Origin of the sequence: Streptomyces sp. NPDC047515 (assembly GCF_040643055.1) — a bacterium.
Lineage (GTDB): Bacteria > Actinomycetota > Actinomycetes > Streptomycetales > Streptomycetaceae > Streptomyces.
The window spans coordinates 43888-59711 of the sequence record NZ_JBEYTM010000041.1 but is presented as its reverse complement, the minus strand read 5'-3'; the positions used below and the strand labels follow the sequence as shown (position 1 = coordinate 59711).

The 15824-nt window shown below is 72.1% G+C and carries 12 protein-coding genes; 6 read left to right on the top strand and 6 right to left on the bottom strand.

All coding sequences use genetic code 11. The features are described from left to right. Positions 1-75: 75 nt before the first annotated feature. The 5 genes from ABZ826_RS27975 to ABZ826_RS27955 form a co-directional block, all read right to left on the bottom strand. Positions 76-3732: a hydantoinase B/oxoprolinase family protein gene (locus ABZ826_RS27975; RefSeq protein ID WP_361453978.1), complete on the bottom strand. Its 3657-nt coding sequence runs from the start codon at positions 3730-3732 to the stop codon at positions 76-78. A gap of 98 nt (positions 3733-3830) precedes the next feature. Then, positions 3831-4994 carry a glycosyltransferase gene (locus ABZ826_RS27970; protein WP_361453975.1) on the bottom strand — a complete coding sequence of 388 codons (1164 nt, stop codon included), beginning with the start codon at positions 4992-4994 and terminating at the stop codon, positions 3831-3833. Continuing rightward, positions 4991-6142, bottom strand: coding sequence for a glycosyltransferase family 1 protein (locus ABZ826_RS27965; protein WP_361453972.1), 1152 nt, complete (start codon positions 6140-6142; stop codon positions 4991-4993). Before ABZ826_RS27965 ends, ABZ826_RS27970 begins: the two co-directional genes overlap by 4 nt. Positions 6143-6296: 154 nt before the next feature. Beyond that, complete coding sequence (locus tag ABZ826_RS27960) at positions 6297-7715, bottom strand: HEAT repeat domain-containing protein (protein ID WP_361453969.1); 1419 nt, start codon at positions 7713-7715, stop codon at positions 6297-6299. Between the two features lie 219 nt (positions 7716-7934). Beyond that, positions 7935-8327 carry an ankyrin repeat domain-containing protein gene (locus ABZ826_RS27955; protein WP_361453966.1) on the bottom strand — a complete coding sequence of 131 codons (393 nt, stop codon included), beginning with the start codon at positions 8325-8327 and terminating at the stop codon, positions 7935-7937. Positions 8328-8655: 328 nt separating this feature from the next. Here ABZ826_RS27955 and ABZ826_RS27950 point away from each other — a divergent pair, with 328 nt between their 5' ends. Both ABZ826_RS27950 and ABZ826_RS27945 read left to right on the top strand, forming a co-directional pair. After that, on the top strand, positions 8656-8850 hold the full coding sequence (locus ABZ826_RS27950; RefSeq protein ID WP_018103962.1) for a hypothetical protein: 195 nt from the start codon (positions 8656-8658) through the stop codon (positions 8848-8850). A gap of 37 nt (positions 8851-8887) precedes the next feature. After that, positions 8888-10525 (top strand): hypothetical protein, encoded by a 1638-nt coding sequence (locus ABZ826_RS27945; RefSeq protein WP_361453963.1) that lies wholly within the window; start codon positions 8888-8890, stop codon positions 10523-10525. A gap of 69 nt (positions 10526-10594) precedes the next feature. Here ABZ826_RS27945 and ABZ826_RS27940 read toward each other — a convergent pair whose 3' ends face one another. Then, on the bottom strand, positions 10595-12094 hold the full coding sequence (locus tag ABZ826_RS27940; RefSeq protein WP_361453960.1) for a PLP-dependent aminotransferase family protein: 1500 nt from the start codon (positions 12092-12094) through the stop codon (positions 10595-10597). Between the two features lie 103 nt (positions 12095-12197). Here ABZ826_RS27940 and ABZ826_RS27935 point away from each other — a divergent pair, with 103 nt between their 5' ends. The 4 genes from ABZ826_RS27935 (at position 12198) to ABZ826_RS27920 (ending at position 15744) form a co-directional block, all read left to right on the top strand. Continuing rightward, complete coding sequence (locus ABZ826_RS27935; RefSeq protein ID WP_361453957.1) at positions 12198-12920, top strand: hypothetical protein; 723 nt, start codon at positions 12198-12200, stop codon at positions 12918-12920. Beyond that, positions 12920-13684: a glycerophosphodiester phosphodiesterase gene (locus ABZ826_RS27930; RefSeq protein ID WP_361453954.1), complete on the top strand. Its 765-nt coding sequence runs from the start codon at positions 12920-12922 to the stop codon at positions 13682-13684. The genes ABZ826_RS27935 and ABZ826_RS27930 overlap by 1 nt, the downstream gene beginning before the upstream one ends. Before the next feature lie 46 nt (positions 13685-13730). Next, positions 13731-15095, top strand: coding sequence for an MFS transporter (locus ABZ826_RS27925; RefSeq protein ID WP_361453951.1), 1365 nt, complete (start codon positions 13731-13733; stop codon positions 15093-15095). 274 nt (positions 15096-15369) lie between these two features. Beyond that, entirely contained in the window at positions 15370-15744 is a 375-nt protein-coding gene (locus tag ABZ826_RS27920; RefSeq protein WP_007262928.1) for an RNA polymerase-binding protein RbpA, read from the top strand. Positions 15745-15824: the final 80 nt, after the last annotated feature.

Here is a 15824-nt window from a genome sequence, read left to right as displayed (position 1 = left end):
GATTAGGTCCTCAGACTGACAACGGTCGAAACGGCGCAGAAGCGACCCCCTGCCGGGGGCGCGGGGGCGGCGGCCTCACCGCTGTTCGGCGGTGCGCCCGGGACGGCCGTCCCGACCCGGATCCTGGGCTCCGTAGCCCCCGCCGCCGGGTGTGCGGAGCACGAGTACGTCCCCCTTCTCCAGGTCCGCCGTGTCGCAGCCCCGCAGCGGTGTGACGGTCCGGCCGTCCGCGCGCTCGACGTACTGCTCGCCCGGAGCGCCGGGTTCGCCCCCCGCCATTCCGTAGGGCCGGACCCGGCGGTGTCCGGAGAGCAGCGCCACCGTGACGGGTTCGAGGAAACGGATGCGCCGCTCCACGCCGCAGCCGCCGTGCCAGCGCCCCGCACCCCCGCTGCCGTCCCGTACCCGGAAGCTCTCCAGCAGTACGGGGTAGCGCCATTCGAGGACTTCGGGGTCGGTGAGGCGGGAGTTGGTCATGTGGGTCTGCACGGCGTCGGCGCCGTCGAAGCCGTCGCCCGCGCCCGAGCCGCTCGCCACGGTCTCGTAGTACTGGACCCGTTCGTTGCCGAAGGTGAGGTTGTTCATCGTTCCCGAACCCTCCGCCTGGATGCCGAGCGCCGCGTACAGGGCGCCCGTGACGGCCTGGGAGGTCTCCACATTTCCCGCGACGGTGGCCGCCGGATGGACGGGGGCCAGCATGGAGCCCTGCGGAATTCTGACCTCCAGGGGCTTGAGGCAGCCGCTGTTGAGGGGGATGTCGTCGGCGACCAGGGTCCGGAAGACATACAGCACCGCCGCCATGACGACGGATTTCGGCGCGTTGAAGTTCCCCGGCTGCTGCGGTGAGGTGCCGGTGAAGTCGACGACCGCACCGCGCGTGGCCCGGTCCACGGTGAGCGCGACCTCGATGACCGCGCCGTTGTCGGTCTCGTAGCGGTAGGCGCCGTCGTGCAGTTCGGCGATGATCCGGCGGACGGACTCCTCGGCGTTGTCCTGTACGTGCCCCATGTACGCGGCGACCGCCTCGGTCCCGAACTGTTCGACCATGCGCCGGAGTTCGGCGATGCCCTTCTCATTGGCGGCGATCTGGGCGCGTAGATCGGCGAGGTTGGTGTCCGGGTCGCGGGAGGGGTAAGCGGCGGTGGTGAGCAGTTCGCGCGTCTCGGCCTCGCGGAGTCTGCCGTCCCGTACCAGCAGCCAGTTGTCGAACAGCACTCCTTCCTCGTGGATGGTGCGGCTGAAGGCGGGCATCGAGCCGGGGGTGATGCCGCCGATCTCCGCATGGTGTCCGCGTGAGGCGACGAGGAAGCGCAGCCGGGGGCCTTCGTCACCGCTCTCGTCGAACACGGGCGTCACCACCGTCACATCGGGCAGATGCGTGCCCCCGTGGTACGGATCGTTGATGGCGTAGACGTCGCCGGGCCGCATCGCCCCGCCGTTGCGCCGGAGCACCTCCTTGATGGACTCCCCCATCGAGCCGAGGTGGACGGGAATGTGCGGGGCGTTGGCGATCAGATTGCCCTCCGCGTCGAAGAGGGCACAGGAGAAGTCGAGCCGCTCCTTGATGTTGACGGAGTGTGCCGTGTTCTCCAGGCGCACGCCCATCTGTTCGGCGATCGACATGAAGAGGTTGTTGAAGATCTCCAGCATGACGGGGTCGACGCGGGTACCGACGGCCGTGCGGTCCGGGCGCGGGCGGACGCGGGTGAGCAGCAGATGCCCGGTCTCGGCGCGGGTGGCCTGCCAGCCGGGGTCGACGACGGTGGTGGCATCCGCCTCCGCGATGACGGCGGGGCCGGTCACGGTGGCCGCGGGACGCAGTTCCTCGCGTCGGTGGAGCGGGGTGTCCTGCCATCGGCCTTCCGCGAACATCCTTACGGTGTCGTGGGGTCGGGGCGGTGCGCTCGCACGGGGCGTGCGGTCGGCGGTGTCCGGTCCGTGCCGTCCCGCCGTTCCGGTCGCCTCGACCGACACCGCCTCGACGACCAGGGGCTTTTCCATGGTGAAGGCGTAGCGTGCGCGGTGCTGCGCGGTGAACGCCTCGGCCATGGCGGGTGCGGTGGCCAGGTCGACGGACAGGCTGGAGTCCGTACCGGCGTAGCGCAGGAGGATCCGGGCACGGGTGCTGATCGCGCTGTCGGGGATGGCGTCGGCGCGCAGTTCGGCGCGGGTGCGGGCGGCGAGTTCGTCGCAGAGTCCACCGAGCCGGGTCCGGGTCGCCTCGTTCAGTTCCGCCTCCACGGACTGCTCGCGCATGGCGGTGGCGTCGGCGAGACCGATGCCGTACGCGGACAGCACACCGGCCAGGGGCGGTACGAGGACGGTGTCGATGCCCAGGGCGTCGGCGACGGCACAGACGTGCTGGCCTCCGGCGCCGCCGAAGCCCGTCAGGGCGTAGCGGGTGATGTCGTGCCCGCGCTGCACGGAGATCTTCTTGACCGCGTTGGCCATGTTGAGCACGGCGATCTCCAGGAACCCGGCGGCGACCTCGGCCGCCGCGCGCCGTGTTCCGGTGACACGCGCCACGTCCTCGGCGAGCGCGTCGAAGCGCTCACGGACGAGGTCCGCGTCGAGGGGTAGGTCGCCGTCCGGTCCGAAGACGGCCGGGAAGTGTGCGGGCTGGACCCGGCCGAGCATCACATTGGCGTCGGTGACGGTCAGCGGCCCGCCACGGCGGTAGCAGGCCGGGCCGGGGACCGCGCCCGCCGAGTCGGGACCCACCCGGTAGCGGTGGCCGTCGAAGTGCAGGACGGAGCCGCCGCCGGCCGCGACGGTGTGGATGTTCATCATGGGGGCGCGCATCCGCACGCCGGCGACCTGGGTGCCGAGCTCGCGTTCGAACGCGCCCGCGTAGTGCGACACATCGGTGGATGTGCCACCCATGTCGAAGCCGATGACCCGGTCGAATCCGGCCTGTTCGGACGTACGGGCCATGCCGACCACGCCACCGGCGGGGCCGGAGAGCACCGCGTCCTTGCCCCGGAAGTGGGAGGCCTCGCGCAGGCCGCCGTTGGACTGCATGAACATCAGCCGGATGCCGTCGAGTTCGCGGGCGACCTCGTCGACGTACCGGCGCAGGATCGGCGAGAGGTAGGCGTCGACGACGGTGGTGTCGCCGCGTGGCACGAGCTTGATCAGCGGGCTCACCTCGTGCGAGCAGCTGACCTGGGTGAAGCCCGCCTCGCGGGCCACCGCGGCCACCGCGCTCTCGTGCGCGGGGTGGCGGTAGCCGTGCATCAGGACGACGGCCGCGCTGCGCAGGCCGTCGGCCCGTGCCGCCCTCAGCCGCTCGGCCACCGCGTCCCGGTCCAGCGGGGTCACGACCCCGCCGCGGGCGTCGATCCGTTCGGGGACCTCGATCACCCGCTCGTAGACGGCCTCGGGCAGCAGGATCCGGCGGTCGAAGAGCCTCGGCCTGTTCTGGTAGGCGATGCGCAGGGCGTCCCGGAAGCCTTCCGTGATGACCAGAACGGTCGGCTCGCCGCGCCGCTCCAGCAGGGCGTTGGTGGCGACCGTCGTGCCGATCTTCACCGTGCCGACCCGGTCGGCGGGGACCGGGTCGGCCGGCCCGAGGCCGAGCAGTCCCCGGATGCCGGCCACGGCGGCGTCGCGGTAGCGGTCCGGGTCGTGGGAGAGCAGCTTGCGGGTGACCAGGTGCCCATCGGGATCCCGTCCCACGACATCGGTGAACGTCCCGCCACGGTCGATCCAGAAGTCCCAGCGTCCGCTCATCCCCCCATACTGGCCCGCTCCACGGACGACGGGCCAGGCGGCGCGGGCGGCTTCCAGGGTGACGCGGCACGCGGTTGCGGAACGCCGCGCCGCCCGGCTCACGCCCGTACCTCCGCGATCCCGCCCCGGTCCGGCACCTCGTGCGCGGCCAGGAACGCGGCCACCGAGCGGTCCCAGCCGAAGAGTTCTGCCCGCCGCCTCGCCGCGGCGCGCCGCTCGTCCTCCGGGCGCCGGAGCAACTCCCGTACCGCGGTGGCGAACGCCTCACCCGTGTCCGGGGCGGCGACTCCTGCGGCGCCGATCACCTCGGGCAGCGCGGAACTCGCGCTCGCCACGACCGGAGTGCCGCAGGCCAGCGCCTCCAGGGCCGACAGGCCGAACGTCTCGGCGGGTCCGGGCGCCAGGCAGATGTCGGCCGCCGCCTGCAGATCCGCCAGGGACTCCCGGTCCCGCACATGGCCCAGGAATTCGACCGGCAGCCGCTGCGCCCGCGCCCTGCTCTCCAGGCCCGTCCGCAGCGGCCCGTCGCCCGCGACGACCAGCGCCGCGCGCACGCCACGGTGCCGCAGCCCGGTGAGCGCATCCAGGGCCCGGCCGGGACGTTTCTCGACCGAGAGCCGCGAGCACAGCACGAGCAGCACGTCCCGGCCGCGCAGATGCCGGGCGCGCAGGACGGCGCTGCGCCGGTGGGGACGGCAGCGTCGCAGGTCCACGCCGAGCGGGGCGCGCACCACGTTGCGCGCCCCGATACGCAGGAATTCACGCTCGGCCCATTCGGTGGTGCACACGATCCGGGTGTACGCGTGTGCGCTGCGGGCGTTGAGGCGGTCGGCCGTCCGCCCGGCCGCGCCGGCCGGGACGCCCCAGGTGCGCAGCACCCCGTCGGCGGTCTCGTGGGAGACCATCACGGCGGGCACCCTGGCGCGGCGCGCCCACTCCCCCGTCCAGCGCAGCGTGGTGCGGTCGGAGACCTCAAGACGGTCGGGCCGCAGCGTTTCCAGGAGGTGGCGGAGCCTGCGCCGGTCCGCCAGTACGCGGTAGCCGCCGCTGCCCGGGAGAACCGGACCGGGGAGCGTGATCACCCTCCCCTGGGCCGTGCGTTCGTCGCTCCGGGTGTCGCCGGGCACGATGAGCACCGGTTCGTGCCCGGCCGCGAGGTAGCCGCGGCCGAGCTCGTCCAGGGAGGTGCGCAGGCCGCCCGATGACGGGGTGACGAAGTTCGCCAGCCGGACGATGACCGTGCGCCGTTCGCGGCCGGTCATGCCGCCACCGCCGTCCGGTCGTGCAGCACCTCGTCGTAGTGGTCGAGCAGTTGGTCGCCCACGGCCTGCCAGGTCCGGCCCTCGACCGCGGCCCGGCCTGCGGCGCCGTAGGCCGCCGCGAGCGCGGGGTCCGCGGCGAGTGCGCCGACCGCCGCCGTCACGGCACCGGTGTCGAGCGGCGGGACCAGCAGTCCGGTGCGCCCGTGGTCGACGAGATCGAGCGGTCCGCCCGCCGCGGGGGCGATCACCGGCACTCCGCAGGCCATGGCCTCCTGCACCGTCTGGCAGAACGTCTCGTACGGTCCCGTATGGACGAACACATCCAGCGAGGCGAACAGCCGGGCGAGGTCGTCCCCGGTCCGGCGGCCGAGGAGGACCGCGCCGGGCAGGGCGGTCCGCAGCGACGCCTCACTGGGGCCGTCGCCGACGACCACGACCCGGACCCCGGGTGTCGCGCAGGCCCCGGCGAGGAGTTCGACGTGCTTCTCCGGGGCGAGCCGGCCGACGTACCCGACGATCCGCTCTCCGCCGGGGGCGAGGCGTCGGCGCAGTGCTTCGTCCCGCAGTCCGGGCCGAAACCGTGCGGTGTCGACGCCGCGCGGCCACAGCCGCACTCGGGGCACGCCGTGCTCGGTGAGGTCACGGACGGCCGCGGTGGACGGGGCGAGGGTGCGGTCGGCGGCGCTGTGCACGGCGCGCATCCGGCGCCACGCGGTGTTCTCACCGGTGCCGAGGTACGTACGTGCGTAACCGGCCAGATCGGTCTGGTAGACGGCGACGGCCGGGATCCCGAGCCGGGCCGCCGCCGCCATGCCGCGTGCACCGAGCACGAACGGTCCGGCCAGATGGACGAGTTCGGCGCGGTGGGCGGTGAGGGCCGCCGTCAACCGGCGGCTCGGCAGTGCCACCCGGACCTGGGGATATCCGGGCAGGGGGAGGGAAGGGACGCGTACCACGGGGCAGGGTGCGTCGGCTCGGAAGGCGTCGGAGAGGTCCGGACGGGACATGGTCGTCGCGACGGCCGGGGCCGGGGCGACGACGAGCGGTTCGTGGCCGCGGCCGACGAGGTGCCGGGCCGTCTGCAGGGCGCAGTGGGCCACGCCGTTGACATCGGGCGGAAAGGATTCGGTGACGATGACGACACGCATACTGGTGTTGTCGCCGTGCCGGACGTGACAGAGCCGACTTGGATCTTTCCGGCCGGGGAACGGCCCGTGAGCGTTCGAGCCGAGCGCGCCTGCGACGCGCCGCTCGCCCCTTCGCACCGCGCGCCCCCGACGCGCGCCGCTGTGCGTACTCCGGTCAGACCGCTGGGGTGTCGGGCCCGATCCTGCTGCGTACCGCCGTCTGCACCTCTGCCTCCTCGGCCGGGTCGGCGGCGAGCCGCCGCAGTCGCTCGGCGACTCTGATGTCGCCGGTCTCCGCGTGGAGTGCGGCGACCTCACGGGTGGTCTCCTCGCAGTCCCACAGGCATTCGACGGCGAAACCGGTGGCGAAGGAGGGGTCGGTCGCGGCCAGTGCGCGGGCCGCTCGGCCGCGCAGATGCGAGGAGGACGTCTCCCGGTAGACGTGGCGCAGCACCGGGGCGGCACAGGCGATGCCCAGCCGGCCCGTTCCGTCGACGAGGGTCCACAGGCGTGGTGCGTCCGGCCCTTCGCCCCGTACGGCCTCGCGGAGTGCGCCGAGGACGAGGGGGGCGTCCTGGGCCCCGCCCCGGCAGGCGAGCACACCGGCCGCGGAGGCACCGAGCGCGTCGGGCCGCCGGGCCCAGCGCCTGGCGCGGTCCACCGCCGCGTCACCGCACATCCGCTCGAAGGCGGCGACCGCGGCGTCGGCGACGGTGCGCGACGCGCTGACCGCGGCGGCCTCGATCAGGTCGAGCACGGCGGGATCCCTGGCCTCGGCCAGGTAGTGCAGGGCGGCGCAGCGGGCGCCGTCGGGGCCGCTGCCGGCGGCCTCGACGATCGTGGACCGGTCCTCGGGACCGGCGACGGCGGCGAGGCAGCGGGCGGCCGGGACATGGAGGACACTGCCGCGTTCGATTCCCTGCTGGGCCCAGTCGAAGACGGCCTGGACGCTCCAGCCGGGGCGGGGGCCGCCGGGCCGCATCTGCCGCTGCCAGCGGTCGAAGGAGCCCTGTTCCGAGGCGGACCTGATCCTGGCCCCGACCGCTTCGCGCGGGTCGTCGGCCCAGAGACGCCAGGGACGGGGTTCGTAGGCGTCCCGTACGGCTGCGGCCAACTCGGCGGCGCCGTCCTCGGTGTCCGGGAACCGGCCGAGCACGGGTACGGCGAGGGCGCGGAGCCCGGCGTCGTCGTCGCGCAGGGCGAGCTCGTCGAGGGCCCAGGCCCAATTGGCTCCGGTCGCGGCGTACCCCCGCAGCAGGGCCAGCGCGTCGTCCCTTCCGTACGAGGCGAGGTGGCCGAGCACGGCGAGGGCCAGCCCGGTGCGGGAGTCGTCGGTGTCGAGGTGGTCGTCGGGATCGCCCAGGTGGCGCTCGATCTCCTCGATACCGCCGTCGAGGTCGAGATACAGCCGCGCGTAGTAGAGCGAGCGGTTCTCCACCTGCCAGTCGTGACGCGGATCGCTCAGGACACAGTGGTTGAGAGCCGCCAGGGCCTCGGGGCGCGGTGCGGCGAGTGCGTGGAGCGTGCCGTCGCCACGGCCCCTCTGCAGCAGGCCGAGCAGGGTGCCGCTCGGCGCTATGAACGGATCAAACATGAAAGAAGCCTCACATCAAGCTGTCGACGCAACCGGGACTGTGCAGTTCCAAGTGCCGGGTGGGGCACTACGCCGCGCAGTAACATGATCGGCCGACCGCCGTCTTCTGCTTGGTGTAGACCATCTTCCTCTGCCTCTCGTCCGTGGCCCGAACCGGGCCCGAGACGTCATGATGACCCAGTCATTTCGCCACCGCGACCACATTTACGGCGTACCCGGTCAGCGGGCGCCGAAGAGTTCCAGCAGGTCGGCCTTGCCGAACATGCGCGCGGTGTCCAGCGCGGAGGGTGTTCCGGACGCCGGGTCCGCCCCTGCGGCGAGCAGCGCCTCGATCACCGCGCCCTCGCCCTTGAAGACGGCTCCGGCGAGCGGCGTCTGCCCGCGGTCGTTGGCCCGGTCCGGGTCGGCGCCGCGGGCGACGAGGGCGGTGACGGCGGCGGCGTGCCCGTGATAGGCGGCCAGCATCAGCAGCGAGTCGCCCCGGTCGTTGGTCAGGTTCGCGGGGACGCCGGCGTCGACATACGCGGCGAGCGTGTCCGTCTCCCCCTGGCGGGCCAGGTCGAAGACCTTCGTCGCCAGCTCGACCACTTCGGGGTCGGGGGTTTCACTCATCGGACGGACCGCCTTCCATTATCCGGTTTCACCGCTGTTGACCTGCCGGGCCGTACGCCGTGGGGGCCGTACGAGTGAACCGACAGGGTACTGCCAGACCGCGCGCACGAACCGGCCCGCCCGAGGCGGAGGATCACGTCCGACGACGACGGCGGAGCACACGGAACCGAATGTTCCGCGACCCCGGCACCCCAGCGACAACCCTTGTCGGCCAATCCAGTGAAAATACAGACTTTTCACTCGAATACAGCTTTTATCGTATAGATACTTCCGGTGAACCTGGAAGGACTCATGGTGACTGTCCCCCCCCCAACCAGGAGAACTTCTCATGATCCTGTCCATGTCAGGCGTAGTCATCCTCGGCATCATCGTCTTCCTGTTCTTCAGGAAGGACGGCCTCAAGGCATCGCACGCCCTCGTCACTGCCCTGTTCGGCTTCTACCTGGCGGGCACCGCCATCGCCCCGAGCATCACGGCGGGCGGCGCGAGTCTCGCCGGCCTCCTGGGCGGGATCAAGTTCTGACCCCCCGCGACCGCTCCCACCCCTTCAGGAGACCGACGTGGCCCGGCGACCACTCCCCCGCATTCTGAGCAGCGGCAGCGCCCCGATCGCTCGCAGTCGCGAGTTCGCGCGCACGGCCACCGACAACGCCACCGACGTCCTCCATCCACTGATCACGATCACTCGTGGTCTGCGGCTGCTGGCCGGTGCCGGACGACAGAAGTGGGCTGCGACGCCCAAGGACAAGCGTGGTCCGGCGCTGTTCTCCGTCGCGGCCTGCCTGCTCGTGGTCGCGATGATCCCGTACGGGTCCGTGATCACCCTGGTCGCCGTGATGGGCGCCGCCGCGTGGAAGGGGCGGGAGCGGACCCCCGTGAAGACCGGTCCCGACGAGGCGGAGACCGGGCGGCTCCGGTCGCTGTACGAGGCACTCGTGCCGTGCTTCTCCGCGGCCGAGGACCCCAGCCCGCTGTTCGCCCACGGCGGCGACTGGGACAAGGCCTTCAGCGGATACGAGTTCGACGGCGACGGGCGCCTGACCCGTCTGCGGGTGACGTACCCCGCCTACTTCACCGACAGCGAGGCCGCCTCCCGCAGCCGGATCGAGCGACTGCTGCACGCGAAGTCGGGCCGCGGCCGGGAGTACCACTTCGCCTGGGACGAGGAGGGCAACCAACTCGTCATGACCGTGCTCGGCGCCCTGCCCACCTCGATCGGGGCCCAGCGCTTCGTCACCGCACCCGGTGAGACCGTGCTGGGGTTCACCGACTGCGACGCGGTGCAGCGCACCGTTCCCGTGCGCGACGGCGACGCGACCCGCGACGCGCCACCGGTCGTCTGGCGGACGGGAGCCCGCTCCACCGAGCCGCATCTGCTGGCCGTCGGGCAGCCCGGCAGCGGCACCACCACGCTGATGCGCTCCATCGCCCTGCAGGCCCTCCAGCACGGCGACATCCTGATCATCGAAGGCAGCGGCACCGGCGAGTACGCCTGCCTGACCGGACGCGACGGCGTGCTGGCCGTGGAGTGCGGGCCGGCCGGCGCGCTGGCGACTCTGGAGTGGGCGGCCCACGAGACGGAGCGGCGGCTGATCGCCGCGAACCGGGCGCGGCAGTCCGGCCACCCCGCGCCCGACGACATCAGACGCCCGCTCTGGATCCTGCTGGACCGGCCCGGCGTCCTCGGCCACCTCGCGGCCGCCGACGGCAGGCCGGACCCCCAGGAACTGCTCCAGGTGCCGCTGCGGCACGGCCGGGCGGCCAACGTCACCGTGGTCATGACCGACCAGTTCGACAGCCTGGACGCCCTCGGCGAGACCGTACGCACCCATACCCGGGCCCGGGTCGTCCTCGGCCACTGCTCCCGCGACCAGGTCGAGTCGGTGCTCGGCGTGGAGCCGCACACCACCCCGACGCCGGATGTCCCGCCAGGCCGGGGATACGCGCGTCTCGGCACCGGCCCCGTGCTGCGGCTCCAGGTTCCGGCCACCCCGGACCCGTACGACGAGGCGACCAGCGAGGCACAGCGGCAGGCGGTCCTCGGCCTGCTTCCCGAGCGGCAGGCATCGGCCGAGGCGGCCGTCGCGGTCGAGGCCGTCGAGGAGCCCGTGCCGGTCGAGGTGAGCGTCCCGGACCCGGCGACGCCGCGCCCCCTGACCGCGGCCGTCGCCGTCGAGGGCATGAAGGTCGGCGACTGAAGGGACCGGTACGGGGCGGCGGGGATGTGACGGACACCCGGTCCGTCACGACCGCGCCCGCCCCGCCGGTCAGGCCACGAACGTCCGCGGCGCCTCCACCCCGGCGCCCGCGCCCGAACCCACCAGCCGCGCCGCAGCCGCGAGCCGCGCCGCAGCCTCGTCCGCGACCGGCCCGCCGACCGTGAACGGCAGCCGCACATACCCCTCGAAGGCGCCGTCGACGCCGAACCGGGGGCCGGAGGGAACCCGCACCCCGACCTGCTCCCCCGCCACCGCGAGCCGGGAGCCCGAGAGACCGCCGGTACGCACCCAGAGGGTCAGTCCCCCGCGCGGAACCGAGAACTCCCAGTCCGGCAGCTCCCGGCGGACCGCTGCGACGAGCGAGTCCCGGTTCTCACGGGCCTGTTCGCGCCGGACCTGCACGGCCTGTTCCCAGCGACCGGTGCGCATCAGCCAGTTGACGGCGAGCTGTTCCAGCACCGGCGTCCCCATGTCGGCATAGGCGCGGGCGGCCACCAGGCTGCGGATCACCTCGGGGGCCGCGCGCACCCAGCCGATCCGCATGCCGGCCCAGAAGGCCTTGCTCGCGGATCCGACCGTGAGCACGGTGGAGCCCGCCGGATCGAAGGCGCAGACCCGGCGCGGCATCCGAACATCGGGGTCGAGATACAGCTCGTTCATGGTCTCGTCGACGACCAGGACCGTACCGGCGGAGCGGGCGGCCTCCACCAGATCGCGTCGCCGGTCCTCGTCGGCCAGCGCCCCGGTGGGGTTGTGGAAGTCGGCGACGACATAGGCGAGCCGCGGCGCCGCGTCACGCAGGACCTGGCGCCACCGGTTCATGTCCCAGCCGCCGAGTCCCTCCTCCATCGCCACCGGCACCAGCCGGGCACCCGCCTCCCGCATCAGCTGCAGGATGTTGGCGTAGCTGGGGGACTCCACCGCGATCCGTTCGCCGCGGCCCGCGAAGAGGTGACAGATCGCGTCGATCGCGCCCATCGCCCCGGTGGTGACCATGATCTGTTCGGGCATGGTCGGGATGCCGCGCGCGGTGTAACGGTCGGCGATCATCTGCCGCAGCGCGGGCACACCTGCCGGGTAGTCGCCGTGGGTGTGGGCGTACGGTGCGAGCTCCTCCAGGGCGCCCTGGACCGCCCGGGTCAGCCATGGTTCGGGGGCGGGCAGCGAGGCGCAGCCCAGATCGATCATCGAGCCGAGCGACTCCGGGGGAAGCGGCTCCAGGCCGCGTGCGGGCAGCGGGTTGCCCGCGGGCACGGCGGTCCAGCTGCCGGCTCCCCGGCGGGACTCCAGGAACCCTTCGGTGCGCAACGCCTCGTACGCCGCGGCGACGGTCGTGCGGCTGACGGACAGGGCGAGCGCCAGTTCGCGCTCGGCGGGGAGCCGGGCGGCCACCGGCACCCGGCCTTCGAGGACGAGCAGGCGCACCCCGTCGGCAAGCGCGCGATAGGCGGGCGGCCGGCGAGCACCCGGTGCGGCGGACCGGGGCTGTTGAGCCTGGAGCTGCCGGGCAAGCTGTGCCGCGCCGACCGCCGAAGTCCACTGCGCCATGAAAATCAGTCCACCTTCCTCGGATTGGCCATAGTTGGCCGCCAATCCCCTGCCACAGAGTGACATGCGGCAGTCCACTATCACCACATCAGGGGGGCACCTCTTGTCCATCACCCCCGTCCCTCGCGGGGCGCACCTCACACGCCGACTGATTCAGCTGTACGCCGGTCTCGCGCTGTACGGGGCAAGTTCGGCGCTCCTGGTCCGCGCCGGCCTCGGTCTCGAACCCTGGGGGGTGCTGCATCAGGGGCTCGCGGAGCGCACCGGGGTGTCCATCGGGGTCGTCTCGATCATCGTCGGCGCCGTCGTTCTGCTGCTGTGGATACCGATCAGGCAACGCCCCGGCCTCGGCACCGTCTCCAACGTCTTCGCCGTAGGCATCGCCATGGACGGCACGCTCGCGCTCGTACCCGATGTGCACGGCCTCGCCGCACGGATCGCCGTGATGGTCGCGGCCATCGCGGTCAACGGTGTCGCGACGGGGCTGTACATCGCCGCGCGGTTCGGTCCGGGACCGCGCGACGGGCTCATGACCGGTCTGCATCTGCGCACCGGCCGCTCCATCCGGCTCGTCCGCACACTGATCGAGGTGGCGGTCGTGGTCACCGGCTTCGTGCTCGGCGGCTCGCTCGGCGCGGGCACGGTGCTGTACGCCCTGGCCATCGGGCCGCTCGCCCAGTTCTTCCTGCGCTTCTTCGCCATCGACGGGAGGCCGGCCGAAGAGCCCGCCGCCGCGTCCGGCGCAAGCGCCGCCGACGCCCGCGGGCCGGACGGCGGCGACACCACCGTCACCGCCCGTACACCGGATCGGGCCATACTGCCGTAGTGACCTCCGTACGCCACCCCTACCTGGACCATCCGGCGACGATCCCCTTCGCGCACCGAGGCGGTGCGGCGGGCGGGATAGAGAACACGACGGCCGCGTTCCGCCGGGCCGCCGACGCCGGATACCGCTACTTCGAAACCGATGTGCACACCACGGCGGACGGCCGTCTGGTGGCCTTCCACGACAGCACTCTGGACCGGGTGACGGACGCCCGGGGCCGGATGGCCGAGCTGCCGTGGAGCGAGGTGCGGCGGGCCAGGGTGGCGGGCCGGGAGCCGCTGCCGCTGTTCGAGGAACTGCTGGAGACGTTCCCCGAGGCCCGGTGGAACGTCGACATCAAGGCCGAGTCCGCCCTGGTCCCGCTGATCGATCTGATCCGCCGGACGGATGCCTGGGACCGGGTGTGCGTCGGCTCGTTCTCGGAGGCCCGGGTCGCCAGGGCGCACCGCCTCGGCGGGCCCCGGCTGGCCACCTCCTACGGCGTGCGCGGCGTGCTCGGCCTGCGGCTGCGCTCGTACGGCATCCCGGCGGCGGTGCGGGCCGGCGCGGTGTGCGCGCAGGTGCCGGAGAGCCAGAACGGCATCAGGGTGGTCGACCGGCGCTTCGTGCGCGAGGCGCACGCACGCGGACTGCAGGTGCACGTCTGGACGGTGAACGAACCCGAGCGGATGGCAGCGCTCCTCGACCTCGGCGTGGATGGCATCATGACCGATCACATCGAGACGCTGCGCACGGTGCTGAGCGAGCGGGGGGCCTGGGCCTGACGCCGGTCGTGCGAGGTCTCCACGGGGAGAGACGAGGGGGTGCGCCTTGAGCGCCGACACCGCCGAGCCGACGGGACTCACGACCGGTTCCGCCGACGCCGCGAGCCGCAGACGCGAGCAGCGTGGTTGGTATTTCTACGACTTCGCCTGCTCCGTCTACTCGACGAGCGTGCTGACGGTGTTCCTCGGCCCCTACCTGACATCGATCGCCAAGGCAGCCGCCGACGCCGACGGTTTCGTCCATCCGCTCGGCATACCCGTGCGCGCCGGATCACTCTTCGCCTACGCGGTCTCCGTGTCCGTCGTGGTCGCGGTGATCGTGATGCCGATCGTGGGCGCCGCCGCGGACCGGACGGGACGGAAGAAGCCGTTGCTCGCGGCCGCCGCCTACGTGGGCGCCGCCGCGACCACCGGCATGTTCTTCCTGGACGGTCACCGCTATCTGCTGGGCGCGTTCCTGCTGATCGTGGCGAACGCCTCGATCTCCGTGTCGATGGTGCTCTACAACGCCTATCTGCCGCAGATCGCCGAGCCCGACGAGCGGGACGCGGTCTCCTCGCGCGGCTGGGCCTTCGGGTACACCTCGGGCGCCTTCGTCCTCGTCCTGAATCTGGTCCTGTACACGGGCCACGGCTCCTTCGGCCTCTCCGAGTCCGACGCGGTGCGGATCTGTCTCGCGTCGGCCGGCGTGTGGTGGGGCGCCTTCACTCTCGTGCCGCTGCGACGGCTGCGCGACCGGCGGGTGGCGCCGAGCGGCGAAGGGGCGGTCGGTTCGGGGTGGCGGCAGCTGATGGCCACCCTGCGCGACATGCGCCGCCATCCGCTGACGCTCTCCTTCCTGCTGGCGTACCTCGTCTACAACGACGGTGTGCAGACGGTGATCTCCCAGGCCTCGGTGTACGGCTCCGAGGAGCTGGGGCTCGACCAGACGACGCTGATCACTGCCGTGCTGCTGGTGCAGGTGCTGGCGGTGGCCGGAGCGCTGGCGATGGGCCGACTGGCCCGGGTGTACGGCGCGAAACGCACGATCCTCGGCTCGCTCGTCGTCTGGACGCTGATTCTCGTGGCCGGCTACTTCCTGCCCGCCGACGCACCGGTCTTCTTCTATGTGCTGGCCTCGGCGATCGGGCTGGTGCTCGGCGGCAGTCAGGCGCTGTCGCGCTCGCTGTTCTCCCATCTGGTCCCGCGCGGCAAGGAGGCCGAGTACTTCTCCGCGTACGAGATGAGCGACCGCGGGCTGAGCTGGCTGGGACCGCTGGTGTTCGGTCTCGCATTCCAGCTGACCGGGAGCTACCGGGATGCGATCATCTCGTTGGTGATCTTCTTCGTGATCGGTTCCGTACTGCTCGCGAGGGTGCCGGTCCGACAGGCAGTGGCGGCTGCGGGCAATCCCGTTCCGGAACGGATTTAGACGTTGAAGTGAAAGGCCGGTAGTGTACGCCTTTGGCCTGCCCGGAGGACCGTTACTGCGAGTGGAAGAAGCCGAACTGTTGGGTGACAACTTCTACTAGATGTGACAAACCGGGCATTGGCGGGTACTTGAACCCTGGGAAACCTGAATAGGCAGCGGCACGACGGGCGACGCATGACCGGCAACGGGAATCTTTACCGCCGACCGGACGTTGACCGGATGACGACGACAGCGACACCTGTCCTGTGGGCGACAAGCCCGGGAGGCACGATTCATGAGTGAGCGAGCTCTCCGCGGCACGCGACTCGTGGTTACCAGCTACGAGACGGACCGCGGCATCGATCTGGCCCCGCGCCAGGCGGTGGAGTACGCATGCCAGAACGGACATCGTTTTGAGATGCCGTTCTCGGTAGAGGCGGAGATTCCGCCGGAGTGGGAGTGCAAGGCGTGCGGCGCCATGGCACTCCTGGTGGACGGGGATGGCCCCGAGGAGAAGAAGGGCAAGCCTGCGCGCACGCACTGGGACATGCTCATGGAGCGGCGCACACGCGAGGAGCTGGAGGAGGTGCTGGCCGAGAGGCTGGCGGTTCTGCGCTCCGGAGCCATGAACATCGCCGTGCATCCGCGGGACAGCAGGAAGTCTGCCTGACCGCAGGGCACCTCAGCACGACAGAGCCGCGAGCCTCTCGGCCAGCACCTCCTCCAGCTCCTCGCGTGTGCGCCGCTCCA

What these genes read in the sequence shown, in the direction of transcription:
- ABZ826_RS27975 (WP_361453978.1), bottom strand. Translation starts at nt 3,732, where the DNA reads ATGAGCGGACGCTGGGACTTCTGGATCGACCGTGGCGGGACGTTCACC.
- ABZ826_RS27970 (WP_361453975.1), bottom strand. Translation starts at nt 4,994, where the DNA reads ATGACCGGCCGCGAACGGCGCACGGTCATCGTCCGGCTGGCGAACTTC.
- ABZ826_RS27965 (WP_361453972.1), bottom strand. Translation starts at nt 6,142, where the DNA reads ATGCGTGTCGTCATCGTCACCGAATCCTTTCCGCCCGATGTCAACGGC.
- ABZ826_RS27960 (WP_361453969.1), bottom strand. Translation starts at nt 7,715, where the DNA reads ATGTTTGATCCGTTCATAGCGCCGAGCGGCACCCTGCTCGGCCTGCTG.
- ABZ826_RS27955 (WP_361453966.1), bottom strand. Translation starts at nt 8,327, where the DNA reads ATGAGTGAAACCCCCGACCCCGAAGTGGTCGAGCTGGCGACGAAGGTC.
- ABZ826_RS27950 (WP_018103962.1), top strand. Translation starts at nt 8,656, where the DNA reads ATGATCCTGTCCATGTCAGGCGTAGTCATCCTCGGCATCATCGTCTTC.
- ABZ826_RS27940 (WP_361453960.1), bottom strand. Translation starts at nt 12,094, where the DNA reads ATGGCGCAGTGGACTTCGGCGGTCGGCGCGGCACAGCTTGCCCGGCAG.
- ABZ826_RS27920 (WP_007262928.1), top strand. Translation starts at nt 15,370, where the DNA reads ATGAGTGAGCGAGCTCTCCGCGGCACGCGACTCGTGGTTACCAGCTAC.